This is a genomic window from Marinobacterium lacunae, from assembly GCF_000705555.1.
Classification (GTDB): Bacteria; Pseudomonadota; Gammaproteobacteria; order Pseudomonadales; family Balneatricaceae; genus Marinobacterium_D; species Marinobacterium_D lacunae.
Map to the genome: position 1 here is coordinate 221,692 of NZ_JMQN01000011.1, position 17,891 is coordinate 239,582.

The following is a 17,891-nucleotide window of genomic DNA, read 5'->3' on the forward strand; positions in this document are numbered from 1 at the left end:
CGAAACGGGAGAGGCTAGCCTCTCCCTTTTTACGTGCTGCCTGTCAGGAGTGTATCGCGTGGAACTGCACTATCATCGTACCGGATCAGGCCCAACACTGATCATTCTGCATGGTCTGTTCGGCACTTGGGAGAACTGGGGCGCCCAGATAAAAATGCTCAGCGACCAATTTGATATCGTCGCGGCCGACCTGCGCAACCACGGCAGCTCCCCCCATAGTGACGCCGTCGACTATCGCTCGATGGCCGGAGATGTTATTGAGCTGATGGATCGCCTTGAGATAGAGCACGCGTTCATTCTCGGACACTCCATGGGTGGCAAAGTGGCTATGCAGCTAGCGATCGATCACCCATCCCGAGTGGATAAACTGATTGTCGCCGACATCGCGCCGGTCACCTACCCCCCGCATCACAACGCCGTATTCCAAGGCTTGCTCAATGTCGATCTGAATACGATCAAGTCCCGGACCAACGCCGACCAGCAACTGGCCGAGCATGTAGACTCAGCAGGCGTGCGCGCCTTTCTGCTGAAAAATCTGCAGCGTGATGCTCAGGGTCGATTTGCCTGGAAGATGAATCTGGAATCCCTTCATCGAGAATATGACCACATTGCGGCGGCTCCCTCAGAAGGGCAATACACAGGGCCTGTGCTTTTCATCAAGGGGGGCGATTCAGACTACCTGTTGCCGGAGCATGCTGAGGCGATCAAGACTCGCTTTCCCAATGCCAGTTACAAGGTTATCGAAGGCACGGGGCATTGGCTGCATGCCGAAAAGCCCGGTGCATTTACGCGTCTGGTGGAAAGGTTTTTGGCCCATCAGGCCTGATCATTGATGAAAGAACCGACCGGATACGGGATATCGAGCGCGCCAGCGTTGGCAAACTTCTTATTGATCTCGGCAAGTCGCTGCTGTATTTGCGCCATCTCCTGCTGGTATTCGGCCAACTGCTCCGCTCTTTGCTCATGCGCACGCTGTTCCTCCTCTAACGCCGCCCGACGTTCTTCGGATTCGGCCTGGCGCTGCTCATAGCGCTCTATTACCGAGGGAGAGAACTCCTCCACCTGAGACTCCGTATTGGCATCTCCAGATGCCAAGGGAAGTTCCTGCTGCAACTCACTGGTACGCGGCTGCACACTCTCAGCCTGCTGGGCAACCTCCACATCACTCTGACGCTCAGACGCCGCTTCTTGCCGGTTGGCGCTGTTTTCGGATTCTTCGCTACCTTGAGTTGCCAGTCCCACCTGCGCATTGGTCGCCAACGCTCTGGCGGCGGCCGCCACCTTGAGATCCTGCCCAGACGGATCAGCCGGAGCCAGTGCTGCACGCAGAATAATCTGCGCCTTCTCAAGATCCGCCTGAGGGTCGTCACTGCTGACTGGGGCAGCGATGCTGACTTCACCGCCTACGGCATACTGTTTTCCGTTCGGCCCGCGCTCGTATGTAAAACTCGCACTGCCGGCCAAACCACCACCAGCGGCTTGATGCGCCTGCTCATGGGCTCGCACCTCACGATCCCGGACGGCAAGTTCATCTATGAGCTGCTGATCCACATCCGAACTTCGCTGAGTACCGTTTACGCGCTTCTCGCCACGCAGACCGCTTCCGGTATCATTCTGAGTAGAGGATTGTGAGCTGGATTGGGAAGAAGTGGCATCGGCAGGCGTCGAGTTTCTCTGCGCACGATCGCGCTCATCGACATTAGCCGCCTCAGCTCCACGATTGCTGGGGAGCTGGGAGGTGTAGGCTGTATATGATGATATAGCCGTAATCATCATGTCTTCCGAATTCGACTGCGCGCGAGGGCAAACCCACTCTGCTCAGATCAGGATTCAGGCACGCGTATCGATAATTAGACCCAGCGCTTCACTTGCCTCTTCTACCACCTGGGTACTGGCCCCTGCTGCGGTAGGATCTACAGTGGTCTCTTTCAGATTGGCGCCAATCTGGCTTCCAGATGCCAATTCCGGCTCCGGAGGCTGGCCAGAGCCCTGAATATCGCCTGCAGCACGCTGCACACCATCAACACTACGATTCGTTTGATACAGTGCCGCGCTCTGGGAAAGAATTCCATTTATCATCGTTCACCCCTCAACACTTTGTGAGTATCGGGAGCATTATAGCGCGCCAAAAAAAATTGTTCACTTTTTAGTCAGCAGGGGTTCCACATCAAGGTATTCTGCTGCCGCCGCCGGTGTGCATGGTTCCAGCCTGGGCACCACGCCAAGCAGTGGCGCTCTCAGGGAAGCACGAATCGTATCGATATTCTCCTGCAGCACCGGCATATCGGGGTCGACCACATTGGCCACCCACCCGGCCAGGGTCAGGCCATCGCGCGCAATCGCCTCAGCAGTCAGCAGCGCGTGGCTTATGCAACCCAGTTTCATCCCCACCACCATAACTACCGGTATCTGCATCTGTTGCGGCACCCGCGCCAGCGTCTCAGATGGATTCAGTGGCACACGCCAGCCACCGGCCCCCTCAATGAGCACGAAGTCCGCTGGCTGCATCAGAGTACCGCGACAAAACGAGACCAACCGATCCGACGAGAGACGACGGTTTTCACGCAATGCAGCTATGTGCGGTGCCATCGGCTCACGCAGCGCCACCGGATTGACCTGCTCGTATGCAAGCTTCACGCTGGCAGTCGCCTGCAATATCAACGCATCGGCATTTCTCAGCCCGTCGGGTGTCTCGTCACAACCGGCCGCAAGCGGTTTGAGGCCAATGGTTCTTAAGCCACTCTCATTTACCTTGTGCAGCAAACCAGCCGCAACCAGCGTCTTGCCGGCATCGGTGTCAGTACCGGTCACAAAATAGATCTGTTTCACTTCAAGCCCTTCTGCCACTGCAGATAATAGATTTCGTAACTGGCCGGCAGCGAACCATTGGCAAGACGCTGTCCATCATACGCCCGGGAAAGCGTGCGCAATCTGGTCATCCCCGACAATCCCTGTTGCTGCCGCGGATTGACGTTGTGCGCGCCCAGCGCTTTCAACTCATGCATCAGCTCACCCAGTTGCCGATACTCCAGCACACGCTGTTCGATCATCTCACGCACCGGCACAAGCCCTTCGCCAGCCGACTTAAGCGCTTCCAGCGGGATAAACTCGTTCACATGACGATCATCATCCACCTCAGCCCAGGCCTTCTTGAGCTCGTAGAGAGTCTGCGGCCCCAAAGTTGCCACCAGTAGCTGCCCTCCGGGTTTGAGAACACGACACAGCTCGCAAAACAGCCGCTGCGGTTGTTCACACCATTGTATGGCAAGGCTGGAATAGACCAGATCGACACTGCCATCAGCCAAGGGCAGAGATTCCGCATCTCCGCAAACATGATGATGACGTACTGCCTGCTCCCGCCCTCGGGCAAAGTTCAGCATACCCTCGGCAAGATCGAGACTGATCAGCAGCGCCTGAGGATAACGCTGTCGCAGAGTAGACGAGGCGTAGCCGGTTCCGCTACCCAGATCCAGCACCACCTCAGGCGATAGCTCAGGAAGCCAGCCCAGCAAGCGGTCGGCAACACTGCGCTGAAGGCCTGCCACACTGTCATAGGTACATGCAGCCCGACTGAATGACTGAGCCACCAGCCTTTTGTCACGCACTGCAAGCGTCATGACAATACTCCGGCAACGAAGCCATCAAGGTCTGCCAAAAAGCGCTCAGGGTCGTTCACGAAAGGAAGGTGAGCGGCCGTTGCGTAACGTCGTATCACAAGATCATCGCGCAGTCCGGTTATGTGTTCGGCCACCGCCATTGGAACCAGCGGATCGCGCTCTCCCAGTACCAGCAATGTCGGCTGTGAAGCCCTCTGCAGATACGCCCGCGCATCCTCTCTGAGCAGCTCAAGCGTTGCAGACAAACCCGAAGGCTTAGCATCACTCTCGGCGATCACACGCTTTAACAGCCGCAGCTCCTGACGCGCAGAGGCGCTACCCTGGGTCTGCAACAGCGCAAAACGGTTCAGTGTTTTGCCGGGATCATCTGAAAGCCCGCCAACAAAGGCATCGAACGTAGTAGCCGGCATGGCACAGGGCCAATTGTCTCGCTGCACAAAGCAGGGGTTCGAGGCGATCATCACCAGCGCGCGCACACGCTCGGGAGCCGCGGCCGCCGCAGCCAGCGCCACCGAGCCGCCAAGCGACCACCCGATCCAGATCGCACCTTGAGGCACTTCCGCGACTATCGCATCGACCATGGACACCAAAGACGTTTCGGCCAATTCGGAAGAACGTCCAAGCCCCGGCAGGTCCACAAGCGTCAGACGATAATGTGGCGCCAATGCTTCGATGAGCGTCTGCCAGATGGCACTGGAAAGGCCCCAGCCGTGAAGCAGCACCAGCTGCGGACCCGTCTTGCCATAGTGTTCGACATGGAGTGTCATGCCCGCGGTCTCCCGACACGCTCCAGGGCATCAAGCAGACGCAACACATGCTCTTCGCTGTGCGATGCACTGAACGTCACACGCAGGCGGGAACTTCCGGCGGGCACCGTCGGCGGACGGATAGCACCGATAAAGATGCCCTCGTCCTCCAGCGCCTGGCTTATACGCAAGGCCTCGCTGGCCTCACCGATCAGGATCGGCTGTATCGGTGTCGGCGAGTCCATCAACTCAAACCCAAGCGCCGAGGCCCCCTGTCGAAAGAGCGCGATCAGCGTGTTGAGCTTGTCACGACGCCAGCTCTCGTCGCGAACAAGCTTGAGACTGGAAAGCGTCGCCCAGGCCACAGCAGGCGGCATACTGGTTGTATAGATATAGCTGCGTGCATGCTGAATCAGGGTTTCGATCAACGCTTCGCTACCGGCCACAAATGCTCCAGCCGTGCCAAACGCCTTACCCAGAGTCCCTACCAGCACAGGCACTTCGTCGATACCAAGACCAAAGTGCTCAACGCAGCCACCGCCTTGCGGGCCAAGACAACCAAAGCCATGGGCGTCATCGACCATCAACCAGCCACCGGCCTGTCGAGTTACCGCGCTAAGCGCGGGCAGGTCAGCAATATCGCCATCCATGCTGAACACGCCGTCGGTCACCACCAGTTTCCTGCGCGCATCGGTTCTTGCCAGACGCTGTTCCAGACTGGTGACATCATTGTGCAGATAGCGTTGAAAGCGAGCACCGCTAAGCAGCCCGCCATCCAGTAACGAGGCATGGTTCAGGCGATCCTGAAACACGGCATCGCGCTTGTCGATCAGGGCATTGATTGCGCCCATGTTGGCCATGTAACCGGTGGAGAACAGCAGTGCACGCGGGCGTCCGGTCCACTCAGCCAACGCCTCTTCCAACTGATGATGCGCACTGGAATGCCCCATCACCAGATGCGAAGCGCCTCCACCGACACCGAAACGTTCGGCACCGTCGATCAATGCCTGTTTCAGCGCCGGATGGTTGGCAAGGCCAAGGTAGTCGTTGGAGCAGAACGCAAGCCCCCTCACACCGTCGACCACGATCTCCGGCCCTTGAGGGGACTCCAGAAGTCGACGTCGACGATAGAGGTGCGCAGCGCGTCGCTCCGCCAGTTCAGTTTCAAGCTGATCGAAGGACATCGGCGACCTCAGTTGGCCGCTTCGTAAAACAGCGCGTTGTCCTGCTGTGCTTGCAGATCCCGGTTGATCGTCTGCTCCTGCTCAGCGTCGGAGGCTTCGATGCGCTGCTCCATGTTGATACCCAAACGCTTGAACAGCTGGATATCACGATGGGTCTCGGGGTTCGGTGTAGTGAGCAGGCACTCACCGTAGAAAACGGAGTTGGCGCCCGCGAAGAACGCCATCGCCTGCAGCTCATCCGACATCTGCTCACGGCCGGCTGACAGGCGCACATGAGACTTCGGCATCATGATTCGGGCAACGGCGATGTTGCGGATAAACTCCAGAGGATCCAGATCTTCTACATTCTCAAGCGGCGTACCCTCAACCTTGACCAGCATGTTGATCGGCACCGACTCAGGCTGCTGCGGAAGGTTGGCCAGCTGACGCAGCAATCCGATACGGTCCTTGGCAGTCTCACCCATACCGAGAATGCCACCGCTGCAGATCTTCATGCCGGCATCGCGCACGTGACCGAGCGTATCAAGCCGGTCCTGATAGGTGCGTGTGGTGATGATCTTGTCGTAGAACTCCGGCGAGGTATCGAGGTTGTGGTTGTAGTAATCAAGACCGGCTTCCGCCAGCTCCTGTGCCTGTGATTCCTTGAGCATACCCAAGGTCATACAGGTCTCCAGCCCCATCTCCTTAACCCCTTTGACCATCTCGAGCACATAAGGCATATCACGTTCGGTGGGATGCTTCCAGGCCGCGCCCATGCAGAAACGGGTGGAGCCGGCCTCCTTTGCCTGTCGCGCCTTGGCCAGCACCGCCTCAACCTCCATCAGGCGCTGCTTTTCCAGACCGGTGTCATAATGCGCACTCTGCGGGCAATATTTACAGTCTTCCGGGCAAGACCCTGTCTTGATCGACAACAGGGTGCTGACCTGTACTTCATTGGGATCGAAATGCTGGCGATGAATACTTTGAGCCCGGAACAAAAGATCGTTGAACGGCAGTTTAAACAGCGCTCTTACCTCACTTTCGGTCCAGTCGTGACGCACTTCGCCCATTGTTTGCATTGTATCCGGCTCCCGTTCAGCATATCCGTAGGTCTGATTCAGCGCTGATATAGCGCGATCAAAAGCATTGGACGCCAATCATAAACCGACAGAGGGAACTGTCAACTTATGAAAAACCTAAAGAGTTACTACAGGTTATTTTTTGACCAGTCGTGCCATTTATGCCAAATATATAAGGCCGACACCCACGGCCTGTGCGAAGCATGCCACTCCGACCTCCCCTGGTTGATCAGTGCCTGCCACCAATGTGGCGAGCCGATACCGCCCAGGAGCGACGACATTCAGCTATGCCGTCATTGCCAACAGAGCCCTCCCGCCTTTGATCGCACCCACGCCGCTTTTGCCTATACCTTCCCGATCAACCAACTGATACCGGCTATCAAATATAACAGGCGACCGGAAGCGCTCGGCTGGCTCAGCCTCGTATTCGCACAGATGCTTGAGGATCGCATCGACTCGCCACCTGAGTTACTGCTGCCTGTACCCCTGCATCCCTGGCGAGCGCTAAAGCGCGGTTTCAACCAGGCGGGGCTGATTGCCGGTGAGCTGGGCCGACATTTGCGCCTACCCGTGCATCAGGGACTGATACGCAAGCGGCGCGCTACCGCTTCACAAGCCGGTCTTGATCGAAGCACGCGAAGTGCAAACCTCTTCGGCAGTTTTCGACTCACGGGAACAATACCTGCGCATGTCGCCCTTATCGACGATGTCATGACCACTGGCAGCACAGCTCAGGAGTTGGCCAGGCTACTTAAAGGTGCCGGTGCGCAACGTGTGGAGGTTTGGGTACTGGCACGCACGCCCACAAAGGGCTAATGCGCTTAAGCGCAACCTTGGTTAGACTTCCCCGCGTATTCCCTGTTTGTCATCGGAGTGATAATGACCCTGGAGATGCTAGGCCAATTTATTGGCGGTATCGGGCTTTTCCTGCTCGGCATGCAGCTAATGACGACCGGCCTTAAGCAGGCGGCCGGGCGTTCACTCAAGCGCGCACTGGAAGCGGCGACTCAATCCAAACTGCGCGGCCTGCTCTCGGGTACGCTGATTACGGCCGCCGTACAGTCATCGAGCGCGGTAACCGTTGCCACTCTGGGTTTCGTAAACGCGGGCCTGCTTACGCTTGGCCAGTCGATCGCGGTTATTTACGGCTGCAACATAGGCACCACCATGACCGGCTGGCTGGTCGCGTTGATCGGCTTCAAAGTCAAGATCAGCGCCTTCGCGCTGCCGATGATCGGTGCTGGCATGCTGGCACGCATCGTCAACAAAAATGGACGACTGAGCCATTTTGGTACCGCTATTGCCGGATTCGGCCTGTTCTTTATCGGGCTCGATTTCCTGCGCAGCAGTTTCGACGGCATATCAGAGCAGATCCCACTGAACGAGATCGGCAACGGCCCACTGGCGCTAACCCTATTCGTGACCGCCGGGTTCATTCTCACCTTTCTGATGCAGGCCTCTGCTGCCGTCATGGCCATCGCGTTGTCACTGGTTCATACAGGCTCCATCACCCTGTCGGCGGCAGCCGCTTTAGTCATCGGTGCCAATGTCGGTACCACCACGACGGCCTTGCTGGCCTCTATCGGCGCGACACCGAGCGCAAAACGGATCTCGGCCGCCCATGTCCTGTTCAACCTGCTCACCGGAGCCGTGGGACTGATCTTTCTGATACTGCTGGCCAGCTGGCTCGACCGACTGGATGCACAGCGCTTCGATCTGGTATCACTGCTTGCGCTCTACCACACCCTGTTCAATCTCACCGGCGTGGTCATGATCTGGCCCCTGACCGATCGCATGGAAGCCTTTCTGCTCAAGCGCTTTAGCAGTCTGGAAGAGGATGAAGCACGCCCCCGGTATCTGGATGACAACATTCTCACCACCCCCTCTCTGGCGGTGGAGGCGATGAACCGGGAACTAGCACGTGTAAGCCAACGCTGCTCACGCATGGCGAAGGAAGCGATCAGCGCCGAAGAGGCCGACCAGAATCGACTGGAAGCCCAAGCTCAGGGGATCTATCACCTGGTCGGCAAAATAAGCGAATTCAATCAGGAGCTGGCACGACAGAACCTCAACGTGGAGATCAGCGAAACGCTGCCGATCTCCATTCGCGTCGCACGCTACTACAGCGAGATGGCGCGCCTTTCGGCACACTTGCCTGAATACCACTCACTGTTCGAACAGCTGCAAAGCAGTGGCCTGCGCAATCAGCTGTTCCTGTTTCAGCAAGCTGTGATACGGCTGATCGATATGACAGAGATTAAAGAGAACAGCAGTTCTCAAGGTTACGAGAGTCACCAGCTGATGCGCGATGTACATCAGCTCTATCAACAATTGAAAGCCAGCATGCTTGAAGATACCGTGACCGGGCACATCTCCCCGGAAGAGAGCATGGCGCTGCTTGATGCCTGCAGTCAGCTGCAACGCCTGGCCGAACAGGCCGAGAAGGCCTCCAGCCACTGGAGCAGCACCTTGCCCATCATGCACAGAAACGCGCTGGCAGAGGAGCCTATACAAGGATGATCACCGACCCACTGTTTTACGCCGCCGCAATACCGGCGATCCTGATTGTCGGCATATCCAAGGGCGGATTCGGGGGTGGGCTCGGCATGCTCGCGGTTCCGCTGATGTCACTGGTCATAAGCCCCGCTCAGGCTGCCGCCATCATGCTGCCGATACTCTGTCTTATGGATCTGGTGGGGTTGTGGAGTTTTCGCGGCAAGGGTTTCAGTCCGCTGCTCAAGACACTGATTCCTGCTGCACTGATCGGCATCATTATCGGTGCGCTGACCTTCCGCTACCTGAGCGATCAGCACCTCAAATTCATCGTCGGCGCTATCGCCGTGCTGTTTACGCTTAATTACTGGCTGCGCCCCGGCAGTAAAGAGCCCAAACAGCCCAGCATACCCCGAGGCGGGTTCTGGGGGCTGATAACCGGCTTCACCAGCTTCAGTGTGCACGCCGGAGGCCCACCACTTAATATCTACCTGCTGCCCCTGCGTCTGGAAAAAGGCCTCTATATCGGCACCACCATCATCATGTTTGCGGCGATCAACTACATGAAGCTGATCCCCTACTCAATGCTGGGTCAGTTCGATACCGCGAACCTGTCAACCTCCGCCGTACTTGCCCTGCTCGCCCCGGTAGGCGTTCGACTGGGCTACTGGATGCACCACCGTATCAGCGAAGCCTGGTTCTACCGCATCTGCTTCGTGCTTCTTTTCGCCACCGGCAGTAAATTGCTGTTCGACGCTTTTACGGGATAAAACAGGATGAGCCAGACCATCACTATGCAGCCCATCGGTGTTATCCACAGCGCCTTCAGCGAGAAGTTCGGCATTCCCCGCCAGCCGGGGCTGGCGGAATCACTCAGCGCGACTATCGAACTCTACCCCGAGTTCGGCTCTCCCGAGTCGGTCAGAGGGTTGGAGGAGGCCAGCCATATATGGCTGATTTTCCTGTTCAGCGCCACCGCCGATCAGGGCTGGAAACCGATGGTCAGACCGCCTCGTCTGGGCGGTAACAAGCGCCTGGGCGTCTTCGCGTCGCGTTCGCCCTTTCGTCCCAACCCGATCGGATTGTCACCGGTAGAGCTGATCGCCATACGTCAGGAGGGCAACAGAGTGCTGCTTGATGTGCGCGGTGCCGACCTGCTTGATGGCACCCCAATACTGGATATCAAACCCTACCTGCCTTACTCGGATGCGCTGCCTGATGCCCATTTTGCGTTGGCAGAGAAGATAGAGACGCTCGATCTTCCCGTGCACTGGCTGGAGACGGCACGCGAAAAACTGGCGCTTTACAGCCAGCGTCTGAATCAACCGCTGGAGCAGCAGATCGAAGAGGTATTGCGCTGCGACCCCCGCCCGGCCTATCAACGCGATCCCGCGCGGGTCTACGGCATAGCCCTGCACAATCTCAACATCCGCTTTCGCATTACCGACACGGAAATAGAGGTTCAGGATCTGACAGAACAAGCCCAGACACTGTAATCCGTTTCGCCCCTGAACACGTAAGCAACTCAAACAGTTTCAGGAGTACTTGCGTCGATGCAGTCGGGTCGTACATTACGTCTAATTTTGGGCGATCAGCTCAATGCGTCGCACAGCTGGTTCACCAACGTACAGGACAACTGCCTCTACCTGATCGCTGAGCTGCCTCAGGAAACCGGTTATGTCCGCCACCACGTACAGAAGGTTTGTGCATTCTTTGCCGCCATGGAGCAGTTCGCACGCGCACTGCAACAGGCCGGCCATCAGGTGCTGTACCTGACGCTGGATGAGACTGCCGACTACCCCACACTGCCCGACCTGCTCTCGGCACTGATCGAGAAACACGCTATTCATCTGTTCGAATTTCAGCGCCCGGATGAATACCGCCTGCTGGAACAACTGCGGGATTTCTCCGCTCACTTAAGCGTTCCGGTACGCGAATGGGATAGTGAACATTTCCTGGTTCCCTTCGAGGAACTCCCCAGTGAGTTCAAACCCGACACGGCGCACCGCATGGAAGCTTTCTACCGGCGGCTCAGGAAACGTTCCGGCATTCTCATGGACGGCAAGCAGCCCATTGGCGGTCAGTGGAACTATGACGAAAACAATCGCAACACGCTAAGGGATGAGGATATTGAGCAAATCCCGTCCCCCGTGACGTTCGATAACGATGTAAGTGCGATTCTCGATCGACTGCAGCGACACAAGGTCGATACCTTCGGCACACCAGCGACACGGCTGGGCTGGCCCACGTCGCGCAAACAAGCCCGGGCGCTTCTCGAAGACTTCTGCCACCGCCTGCTACCGCGTTTTGGTCAATTTCAGGACGCGATGACCGCGCAATCCCCCCATGGCTGGAGCCTCTATCACTCAAGGCTCTCCTTCGCGCTCAACGCCAAGATACTCTCGCCCCGCCAGGTCATCGACCGGGCGATACAGGCTTGGGAAGCCGACCCGACACGCATATCCCTCCCACAGATAGAAGGGTTCGTGCGCCAGATTCTGGGCTGGAGAGAGTTTGTCCGCGGGATTTACTGGGCCAATATGCCCAACTATGCGTGCCTGAACAGCCTAGGCGCCGACGCCCCACTGCCGAGGTATTTCTGGAGCGGTGATACACGGATGAACTGCATGAAGCACTGTCTGGGACAATCGCTGGATGTGGCCTATGCACACCACATCCAACGCCTGATGGTGATCGGCAACTTCTGCCTGCTCGTGGGCGCCAACCCCGATAAGGTCGACCAATGGTATTTGGGCGTCTATGTCGATGCGCTGGAGTGGGTCGAGCTTCCCAACACCCGAGGTATGAGCCAGTTTGGCGATGGCGGCCTGCTGGCCAGCAAACCCTATGCAGCCAGCGGCCAATACATCAACCGCATGAGCGACTACTGCACAGACTGCCATTATCGTATTGACCGCAGAACAGGCGAGCGCGCCTGTCCTTTCAATAGCCTCTACTGGGCATTTCTCGACCGTCACAGGGAGAGGTTTATCCACAATCCCCGGATGCGCATGATCTACAGTGGCTGGGACAAGCGCGCCGCCAGCGAGCGTGATGCCATACTCGAGCAGGCAGACCGATACATCGCCAATATCGAGCAGCTTTAACGCACCCAGCACCGTCACAGCCCTACTCTGACCACATCGGCGGCACCCAGGCTATGTGATACAGTGGTCGGCAACACTCTGAAATATGCGATTGATCCAGCTTATGTCCATCACCTCCGAACAGCTCTCCTTCGACCAGCAACACATCTGGCACCCCTACTCCTCGATGATCAATCCGCCGCCCATGGCGCCGGTGGAGTCGGCCTCTGGTGTACGCATCCGCCTGGCCGATGGACGCGAACTGATCGATGGCATGGCGTCCTGGTGGTCGGTTATCCACGGCTACAACCACCCTCGACTGAATGCAGCCGCCCACGCCCAGATCGACAAGGTCGCCCATGTCATGTTCGGCGGCATCACACACGAGCCCGCCATTGAGTTGTGCCGAAAGCTGGTACAGATGACACCTCAAGGTCTGGATCGCGTGTTTTTGGCCGATTCGGGCTCTGTGTCCGTTGAAGTGGCGATGAAGATGGCGATTCAGTACTGGCATGCCAGAGGCAAGCCGGGCAAGCACCGCCTTGTTTCTCTGCGTAACGGCTATCACGGCGATACCTTCGGTGCCATGTCGGTCTGTGACCCTGTCACCGGCATGCATGAACTGTTCAGCGGCGTTCTGGCCAAGCAGCATTTCATTCCGCGTCCGAAGTCCCGGTTTGGTGAGCCGTTCATTGAGGGCGATTGTGACGCACTGGAACACACCCTGCAGACACATGGTCAGGAGATCGCGGCCCTGATTGTCGAGCCCATTGTGCAGGGCGCTGGCGGCATGTACTTTTACTCGCCCGAGTGGTTAAAACGTGCCCGCGAGCTCTGCACCCAGTACGACGTGCTCCTGATCGCCGACGAGATCGCAACGGGGTTCGGTCGCAGCGGCAAACTGTTCGCTTGCGATCACGCCGGAATAAGCCCCGATATTCTCTGCCTGGGCAAGGCGCTGACCGGTGGGTACATGACGCTGGCCGCCACGTTGACAACAGCCCATATCGGCGAAACCATCTCAGCCGGCGGCGCTGGATGCTTTATGCATGGCCCCACCTTTATGGGCAACCCGCTGGCCTGCGCCGTCGCCAACGAGAGTCTTGCCCTGCTGCTGGAGCGCGACTGGCAATCAGAGGTCAACACACTTGAGAGACGGTTGAAGGAAAAGTTGGCACCGGCTGCGAATCTGGCCTGTGTAAACGAAGTGCGGGCGCTCGGTGCAATTGGCGTGATCGAGCTGCACGAGCCTGTATCCCTTGCACAGATTCAGCCACGGTTTGTCGAGCAGGGCGTTTGGGTACGCCCGTTTGGCAAACTGGTGTATATAATGCCGCCCTATATCATGGGCGAAGAGGATTTGACCCAACTCTGCAACGCGATTATCAATGTGCTTGCAGAGCTTAACGAATAACGCGTGAACTGAGCCTGCTTGCGGCTTGGTGGGAGTCATTTTTCAGGAGATATATAGAAGTGGCACGCATACGTATCGAAATGCCCGAGAACTATCTGTTCACAACAGAATTACCGGTCCGCATCAGCGATATCAACTACGGTGGTCACCTCGGTAACGACGCCGTGCTGTCGATCATTCATGAGGCCCGCCTGCGCTTTCTCAAGCATTACCATTACACGGAGATGGACATCGAAGGCGCGAGCCTGATCATGTCGGACAGCGCCATCGTGTACAAAGCCGAAGGCTTCTATGGCGATACAATTCAGGTGGACGTGACCGTGGGCGAGTTCAACAAGTACGGTTGCGATATTTTCTATCTGCTGACCAACAAGAAAACAGCGGTTGAGATCGTACACGCCAAGACGGGCATCGTCTTCTTCAACTACGAGGCCCGCAAGGTACAACCCGTTCCGGAAGGCTTCCGCACCCAGATGCTGAAAGTCACCCAGTAAGACAAACGCTCAAACGCGGCCGGATTACTCGTCCGGCCCGTAATCGTAACTGTGCGCCAGGTTCTCGAAGCGGGTGTACTTACCAATGAATGCCAAGCGAGTGGTACCGATAGGACCGTTACGCTGCTTACCGATGATGATTTCGGCCACGCCCTTATCCGGACTGTCCTCGTTGTACACCTCATCACGGTAGATGAACATGATCACGTCGGCGTCCTGCTCGATAGCGCCCGATTCACGCAGATCCGAGTTAACGGGCCGCTTGTTCGGGCGCTGCTCAAGGCTTCGGTTAAGCTGAGACAGGGCCACTACCGGACACTCCATCTCCTTGGCCAGCGCCTTCAGCGAGCGTGAGATCTCGGAGATTTCCTGGGTACGCCCCTCGCTCTTACCGTTTTTCATCGACATCAGCTGCAGGTAGTCGACCATGATCAGGCCCAGCTCACCATGCTCACGCACAATACGGCGGGCGCGGGCACGCATCTCGTTGGGGCTGATGCCGGGTTGGTCATCGATGTACAGCGGCTTGTTCTTGAGCATGTTGACCGCTGCGGTCAGTCGCGGCCAGTCATCCTCCTCCAGCTGACCGCTACGCACCTTAGTCTGGTCGATGCGCCCAAGCGAGGAGAGCATACGCGACACCAGCTGATCCGCCGGCATCTCGAGACTGAACACCAGCACCGGCTTATTGGTGCCCATCAGCGCGTTCTCGACCAGGTTCATCGAGAACGTGGTCTTACCCATGGAGGGACGCGCGGCAACGATGATCAGGTCAGATGGCTGCAGGCCACCGGTACGGGCATCAAGGTCGTCAAAGCCGGTTGTAGTACCGGTCATCGCATCGGAGTTGTTGAACAGGTGGTCGATGCGATCCACCGCTTTCTTCAGCAGCGGGTTGATCGGCTCGGGGCCGCCCTGGTTGGGACGGTTCTCGGCAATCTTAAAGATCTTCTGCTCCGCCTCGTTGAGGATCTCCTCGGAGGCACGCCCATCAGGGAAAAAGGCGTTATCGGCGATCTCGTTGGCCACCTCGATCATCTGCCGCAGAAGCGCACGGTCACGCACGATCTCGGAGTAAGCACGGATGTTGGAGACACTGGGGGTGTTGCGCGCCAGCGACACCAGGTATTCCAGCCCGCCGGCCTGTTCAAGCTCTGCAGTGCGATCCAGCTCTTCTGAGAGCGTTACAACGTCGATAGGACGGCCATCGTCGACCAGCTTCTGCATGGTGCGAAAGATCGAGCGGTGGTTACCGCTGTAGAAGTGCTGCTCAAGCACCACCTCGGCCACAGTGTCCCAGGCGTTGTTATCGAGCATCAGACCGCCGAGCACCGACTGCTCCGCCTCCATTGAATAGGGCGGCACCTTGGCGCGTTCGAGTACCTCGTCGTTCAGTTCCGCGATATCCACAACAACTCTTCCGATTCATTAAAACGAAGGGCCAGATATTGACCCAAGCGCTCTAGTCTAATCGTTCAGGCAAGGTGGAAAAAGAGCTTACTGTCCTTAACCAACAAGCCAATGTGGCCAAGATCCTGTCGGGTTGCCCCTTCCATACAACCTTCAATACCCGGTGGATAACCGCCACAACCCCCTAAGGCGTGAACGAAACGGGCGAAAATCTGACGGTTTCCCGCGTAAATTCTGGGTACTCAATTATGTACGATAGACATCGTGTTCCATTTGATGAACTTGGAGAGCGTAATGCCAACGTCACTGATAAAATTAGCCCTTCCCTTCGCTATGCTGACCTCCGCATCGGCCATGGCTGGCTCACTGGAGCTATCGAGCGCCGACATCGCGCAAGGACAAGCAATGGACAAAACCCAGGAGTTTCAGGGCTTCGGTTGCACTGGCGGCAACCTTTCCCCCCAACTCTCCTGGTCCGGCGCACCGGAAGAGACCAAGGCATTTGCAATCTTGGCCTATGACCCCGATGCGCCCACCGGAAGCGGCTGGTGGCACTGGCAGGTGGTCAACATTCCCGCTGAGACGACCTCCCTTCCAGCCGGCGCTGGCGACCCGAGCAAAGATCTGATGCCACAGGGCAGTGTTCAACTGAGCAACGACTACGGTTCGAAAGGGTTTGGCGGCGCCTGCCCCCCTATCGGTCACGGCGTTCATCGATATCAATTTACAGTTCATGCATTGTCGCAGGAGCTTGAGCTACCGGAGAACGCATCGGCAGCACTCACCGGCTATATGATTAACGCCTACTCAATCGCTTCAAGCACTATCGAAGCCACATATCAGCGCGACTGATGGTTCACTTATCGAGTATTCGGCCCGGATGCCGAATACTCGATGCTGCTTATTTCCGGACTATGCTCGGTCTATTCTGGTTATAAGTGTGTACGACCATACGTCAAAAAACGCCCCAACGCCCTTCATAATAAGAAAAATATATGAAAGCTTTCAATTCCCAACTCCCTATGGATTTTTACATTTTGCGGATACAGGTACACGTGCCTGTGCACGCACAATCCCTTTTGTTTTTCCAAGAGTAAAATATGGATCTAGACTTATTGGATAACGACTCTGCCAAGATGAGAATTCTAGCGCTGCACGAAAAAGAAATTATTCACCTTAATATCTTCTGCAAAGGAGAGGTTATTAACGTTGCAATATTCAAGGACAAATAAAAGCAGGCTACTCTTATGAACAGCTAACAGGCATAGAAACATAACTCAAATTAATTTAGATCACTTTTAAATAAAATATATGGATATATATTAAAAAGTCACCCATTCATAGGCCACTACCACATAAAAGACAATAAGTTTATTACATGTTTTTATGAGAAACCGGCTTAATTTAAAAACAAAATACCAATAAATAGAAAAATAAGAAAAAACCAATACCATTATTAATCTACATTAACTTGTCTTGTTTTTCTAAGCTCTGTCGGCGTTAGGCCAAAATGGTCTTTAAAGCGTTGAGTAAAACGCGATTGTGACTGGTAGCCACAGCGCTCGGAAATGACGCTGATTGGATCCTCTGTTGTTTGTAACAAATGCAGACCCAAACCCAGCCGGGCTCTATTTTTTATATCTGTAATACTCGTACCTTCTGCCTTCAGCCTACGCCGCAGAGTCGACTCGCTCATGGCCAGTTGATCACAGATCTCTTCGACTGATACTTCACACACATTATTATTAACTATGTCATGAATTTTGTGGCTCGTTTTTGGTTTCCCTTTCATAAAAGCAATGTCGGTATAACCAAGATAGTATAGAAGCAAGAGTATTTCTCTTTTACGATGGTTTACAATACTATTCGGAGCCCATGACACGCTGTCGACAAACTGCTTTAAGCAACTTTCAACTTTCGATGACGTATCTCCTATAATATAATCGACTTTTCGACCAACATTAATCGGGATCCCCTCAAAGTCTTGATAATCGAATTCAATCAACAATGCGTAGTAGGGCTTATCTCCAGGAATATTCCGCATATGTACAGCATGATTATCTGATAGGAAAATAAAACTTCCACTTTTGCATATTACTTTCGTCGCACCGCCGAGCTCCTTCTCTCCACTAAGCACAAATATCAGTAGTGGTTTCGCCACTGGCACGTTTAAAATATTCTGTTCGTAGATAGATGAATAAACCGAGAAAGGTAGTTCTCGGTTGTCTATAAGATATTTTTCAATGCTATCAATAATGTCGTCCATTGAACTTAACCTACATCCCTGTCAGAAACTTAAAGCCTAGTTCTACGCATGACAAATGCTATAAATTTTGTATAACGTAAACGTACGGTATATTCAACCGCTCACTGATTGAGGGGTATTGCA

The 17,891-nt window shown here is 55.8% G+C and carries 18 protein-coding genes; 9 read left to right on the top strand and 9 right to left on the bottom strand.

Going from position 1 to position 17,891, the window contains the following annotated elements; genetic code table 11:
- Positions 1 to 58: 58 nt before the first annotated feature.
- Positions 59 to 826 (top strand): alpha/beta fold hydrolase, encoded by a 768-nt coding sequence (locus tag ADIMK_RS02125; protein WP_036182937.1) that lies wholly within the window; start codon positions 59 to 61, stop codon positions 824 to 826.
- On the opposite strand, the gene ADIMK_RS21180 is transcribed toward ADIMK_RS02125, so the two are convergent.
- The 7 genes from ADIMK_RS21180 to bioB are packed head-to-tail and all read right to left on the bottom strand — an operon-like array spanning position 817 to position 6,605.
- Complete coding sequence (locus ADIMK_RS21180) at positions 817 to 1,773, bottom strand: putative metalloprotease CJM1_0395 family protein (RefSeq protein ID WP_051692325.1); 957 nt, start codon at positions 1,771 to 1,773, stop codon at positions 817 to 819. The genes ADIMK_RS02125 and ADIMK_RS21180 overlap by 10 nt on opposite strands.
- A gap of 57 nt (positions 1,774 to 1,830) precedes the next feature.
- Positions 1,831 to 2,079 (bottom strand): hypothetical protein, encoded by a 249-nt coding sequence (locus ADIMK_RS02135; protein WP_051692327.1) that lies wholly within the window; start codon positions 2,077 to 2,079, stop codon positions 1,831 to 1,833.
- A gap of 60 nt (positions 2,080 to 2,139) precedes the next feature.
- Positions 2,140 to 2,829: a dethiobiotin synthase gene (bioD, locus tag ADIMK_RS02140; protein ID WP_036182939.1), complete on the bottom strand. Its 690-nt coding sequence runs from the start codon at positions 2,827 to 2,829 to the stop codon at positions 2,140 to 2,142.
- Positions 2,826 to 3,617, bottom strand: coding sequence for a malonyl-ACP O-methyltransferase BioC (gene bioC / locus ADIMK_RS02145; RefSeq protein WP_036182941.1), 792 nt, complete (start codon positions 3,615 to 3,617; stop codon positions 2,826 to 2,828). Before bioC ends, bioD begins: the two co-directional genes overlap by 4 nt.
- Positions 3,614 to 4,384 (bottom strand): pimeloyl-ACP methyl ester esterase BioH, encoded by a 771-nt coding sequence (gene bioH / locus ADIMK_RS02150; RefSeq protein ID WP_036182943.1) that lies wholly within the window; start codon positions 4,382 to 4,384, stop codon positions 3,614 to 3,616. Before bioH ends, bioC begins: the two co-directional genes overlap by 4 nt.
- Positions 4,381 to 5,547: an 8-amino-7-oxononanoate synthase gene (bioF, locus tag ADIMK_RS02155; protein WP_036182945.1), complete on the bottom strand. Its 1,167-nt coding sequence runs from the start codon at positions 5,545 to 5,547 to the stop codon at positions 4,381 to 4,383. Before bioF ends, bioH begins: the two co-directional genes overlap by 4 nt.
- Before the next feature lie 8 nt (positions 5,548 to 5,555).
- Positions 5,556 to 6,605, bottom strand: a complete 1,050-nt coding sequence (gene bioB, locus ADIMK_RS02160; RefSeq protein ID WP_036182947.1) for a biotin synthase BioB — start codon at positions 6,603 to 6,605, stop codon at positions 5,556 to 5,558.
- A gap of 108 nt (positions 6,606 to 6,713) precedes the next feature.
- On the opposite strand from bioB, the gene ADIMK_RS02165 reads away from it, so the two are divergent.
- From ADIMK_RS02165 to ADIMK_RS02195, 7 genes are all read left to right on the top strand, one after another.
- Entirely contained in the window at positions 6,714 to 7,421 is a 708-nt protein-coding gene (locus ADIMK_RS02165; protein ID WP_156042748.1) for a ComF family protein, read from the top strand.
- Between the two features lie 63 nt (positions 7,422 to 7,484).
- Positions 7,485 to 9,125 carry a Na/Pi cotransporter family protein gene (locus ADIMK_RS02170; protein ID WP_036182949.1) on the top strand — a complete coding sequence of 547 codons (1,641 nt, stop codon included), beginning with the start codon at positions 7,485 to 7,487 and terminating at the stop codon, positions 9,123 to 9,125.
- Positions 9,122 to 9,868: a sulfite exporter TauE/SafE family protein gene (locus ADIMK_RS02175; RefSeq protein ID WP_036182951.1), complete on the top strand. Its 747-nt coding sequence runs from the start codon at positions 9,122 to 9,124 to the stop codon at positions 9,866 to 9,868. Before ADIMK_RS02170 ends, ADIMK_RS02175 begins: the two co-directional genes overlap by 4 nt.
- A 6-nt stretch (positions 9,869 to 9,874) precedes the next feature.
- Positions 9,875 to 10,594: a tRNA (N6-threonylcarbamoyladenosine(37)-N6)-methyltransferase TrmO gene (gene tsaA, locus ADIMK_RS02180; protein ID WP_036182953.1), complete on the top strand. Its 720-nt coding sequence runs from the start codon at positions 9,875 to 9,877 to the stop codon at positions 10,592 to 10,594.
- A gap of 57 nt (positions 10,595 to 10,651) precedes the next feature.
- Positions 10,652 to 12,205 (top strand): cryptochrome/photolyase family protein, encoded by a 1,554-nt coding sequence (locus tag ADIMK_RS02185; protein ID WP_036182954.1) that lies wholly within the window; start codon positions 10,652 to 10,654, stop codon positions 12,203 to 12,205.
- Between the two features lie 103 nt (positions 12,206 to 12,308).
- On the top strand, positions 12,309 to 13,598 hold the full coding sequence (bioA, locus tag ADIMK_RS02190) for an adenosylmethionine--8-amino-7-oxononanoate transaminase (protein ID WP_036182956.1): 1,290 nt from the start codon (positions 12,309 to 12,311) through the stop codon (positions 13,596 to 13,598).
- A gap of 59 nt (positions 13,599 to 13,657) precedes the next feature.
- Positions 13,658 to 14,092, top strand: a complete 435-nt coding sequence (locus ADIMK_RS02195) for an acyl-CoA thioesterase (RefSeq protein WP_036182958.1) — start codon at positions 13,658 to 13,660, stop codon at positions 14,090 to 14,092.
- A gap of 24 nt (positions 14,093 to 14,116) precedes the next feature.
- Here ADIMK_RS02195 and dnaB read toward each other — a convergent pair whose 3' ends face one another.
- Positions 14,117 to 15,502 (bottom strand): replicative DNA helicase, encoded by a 1,386-nt coding sequence (gene dnaB, locus ADIMK_RS02200; RefSeq protein ID WP_051692331.1) that lies wholly within the window; start codon positions 15,500 to 15,502, stop codon positions 14,117 to 14,119.
- Positions 15,503 to 15,796: 294 nt separating this feature from the next.
- On the opposite strand from dnaB, the gene ADIMK_RS02205 reads away from it, so the two are divergent.
- Positions 15,797 to 16,354, top strand: coding sequence for a YbhB/YbcL family Raf kinase inhibitor-like protein (locus ADIMK_RS02205; protein WP_036182960.1), 558 nt, complete (start codon positions 15,797 to 15,799; stop codon positions 16,352 to 16,354).
- Between the two features lie 604 nt (positions 16,355 to 16,958).
- On the opposite strand, the gene ADIMK_RS02210 is transcribed toward ADIMK_RS02205, so the two are convergent.
- The gene (locus tag ADIMK_RS02210) at positions 16,959 to 17,768 is read right to left on the bottom strand and encodes a helix-turn-helix domain-containing protein (RefSeq protein WP_036182962.1); all 810 of its coding nucleotides are present in this window, start codon (positions 17,766 to 17,768) and stop codon (positions 16,959 to 16,961) included.
- Positions 17,769 to 17,891 lie beyond the last annotated feature (123 nt).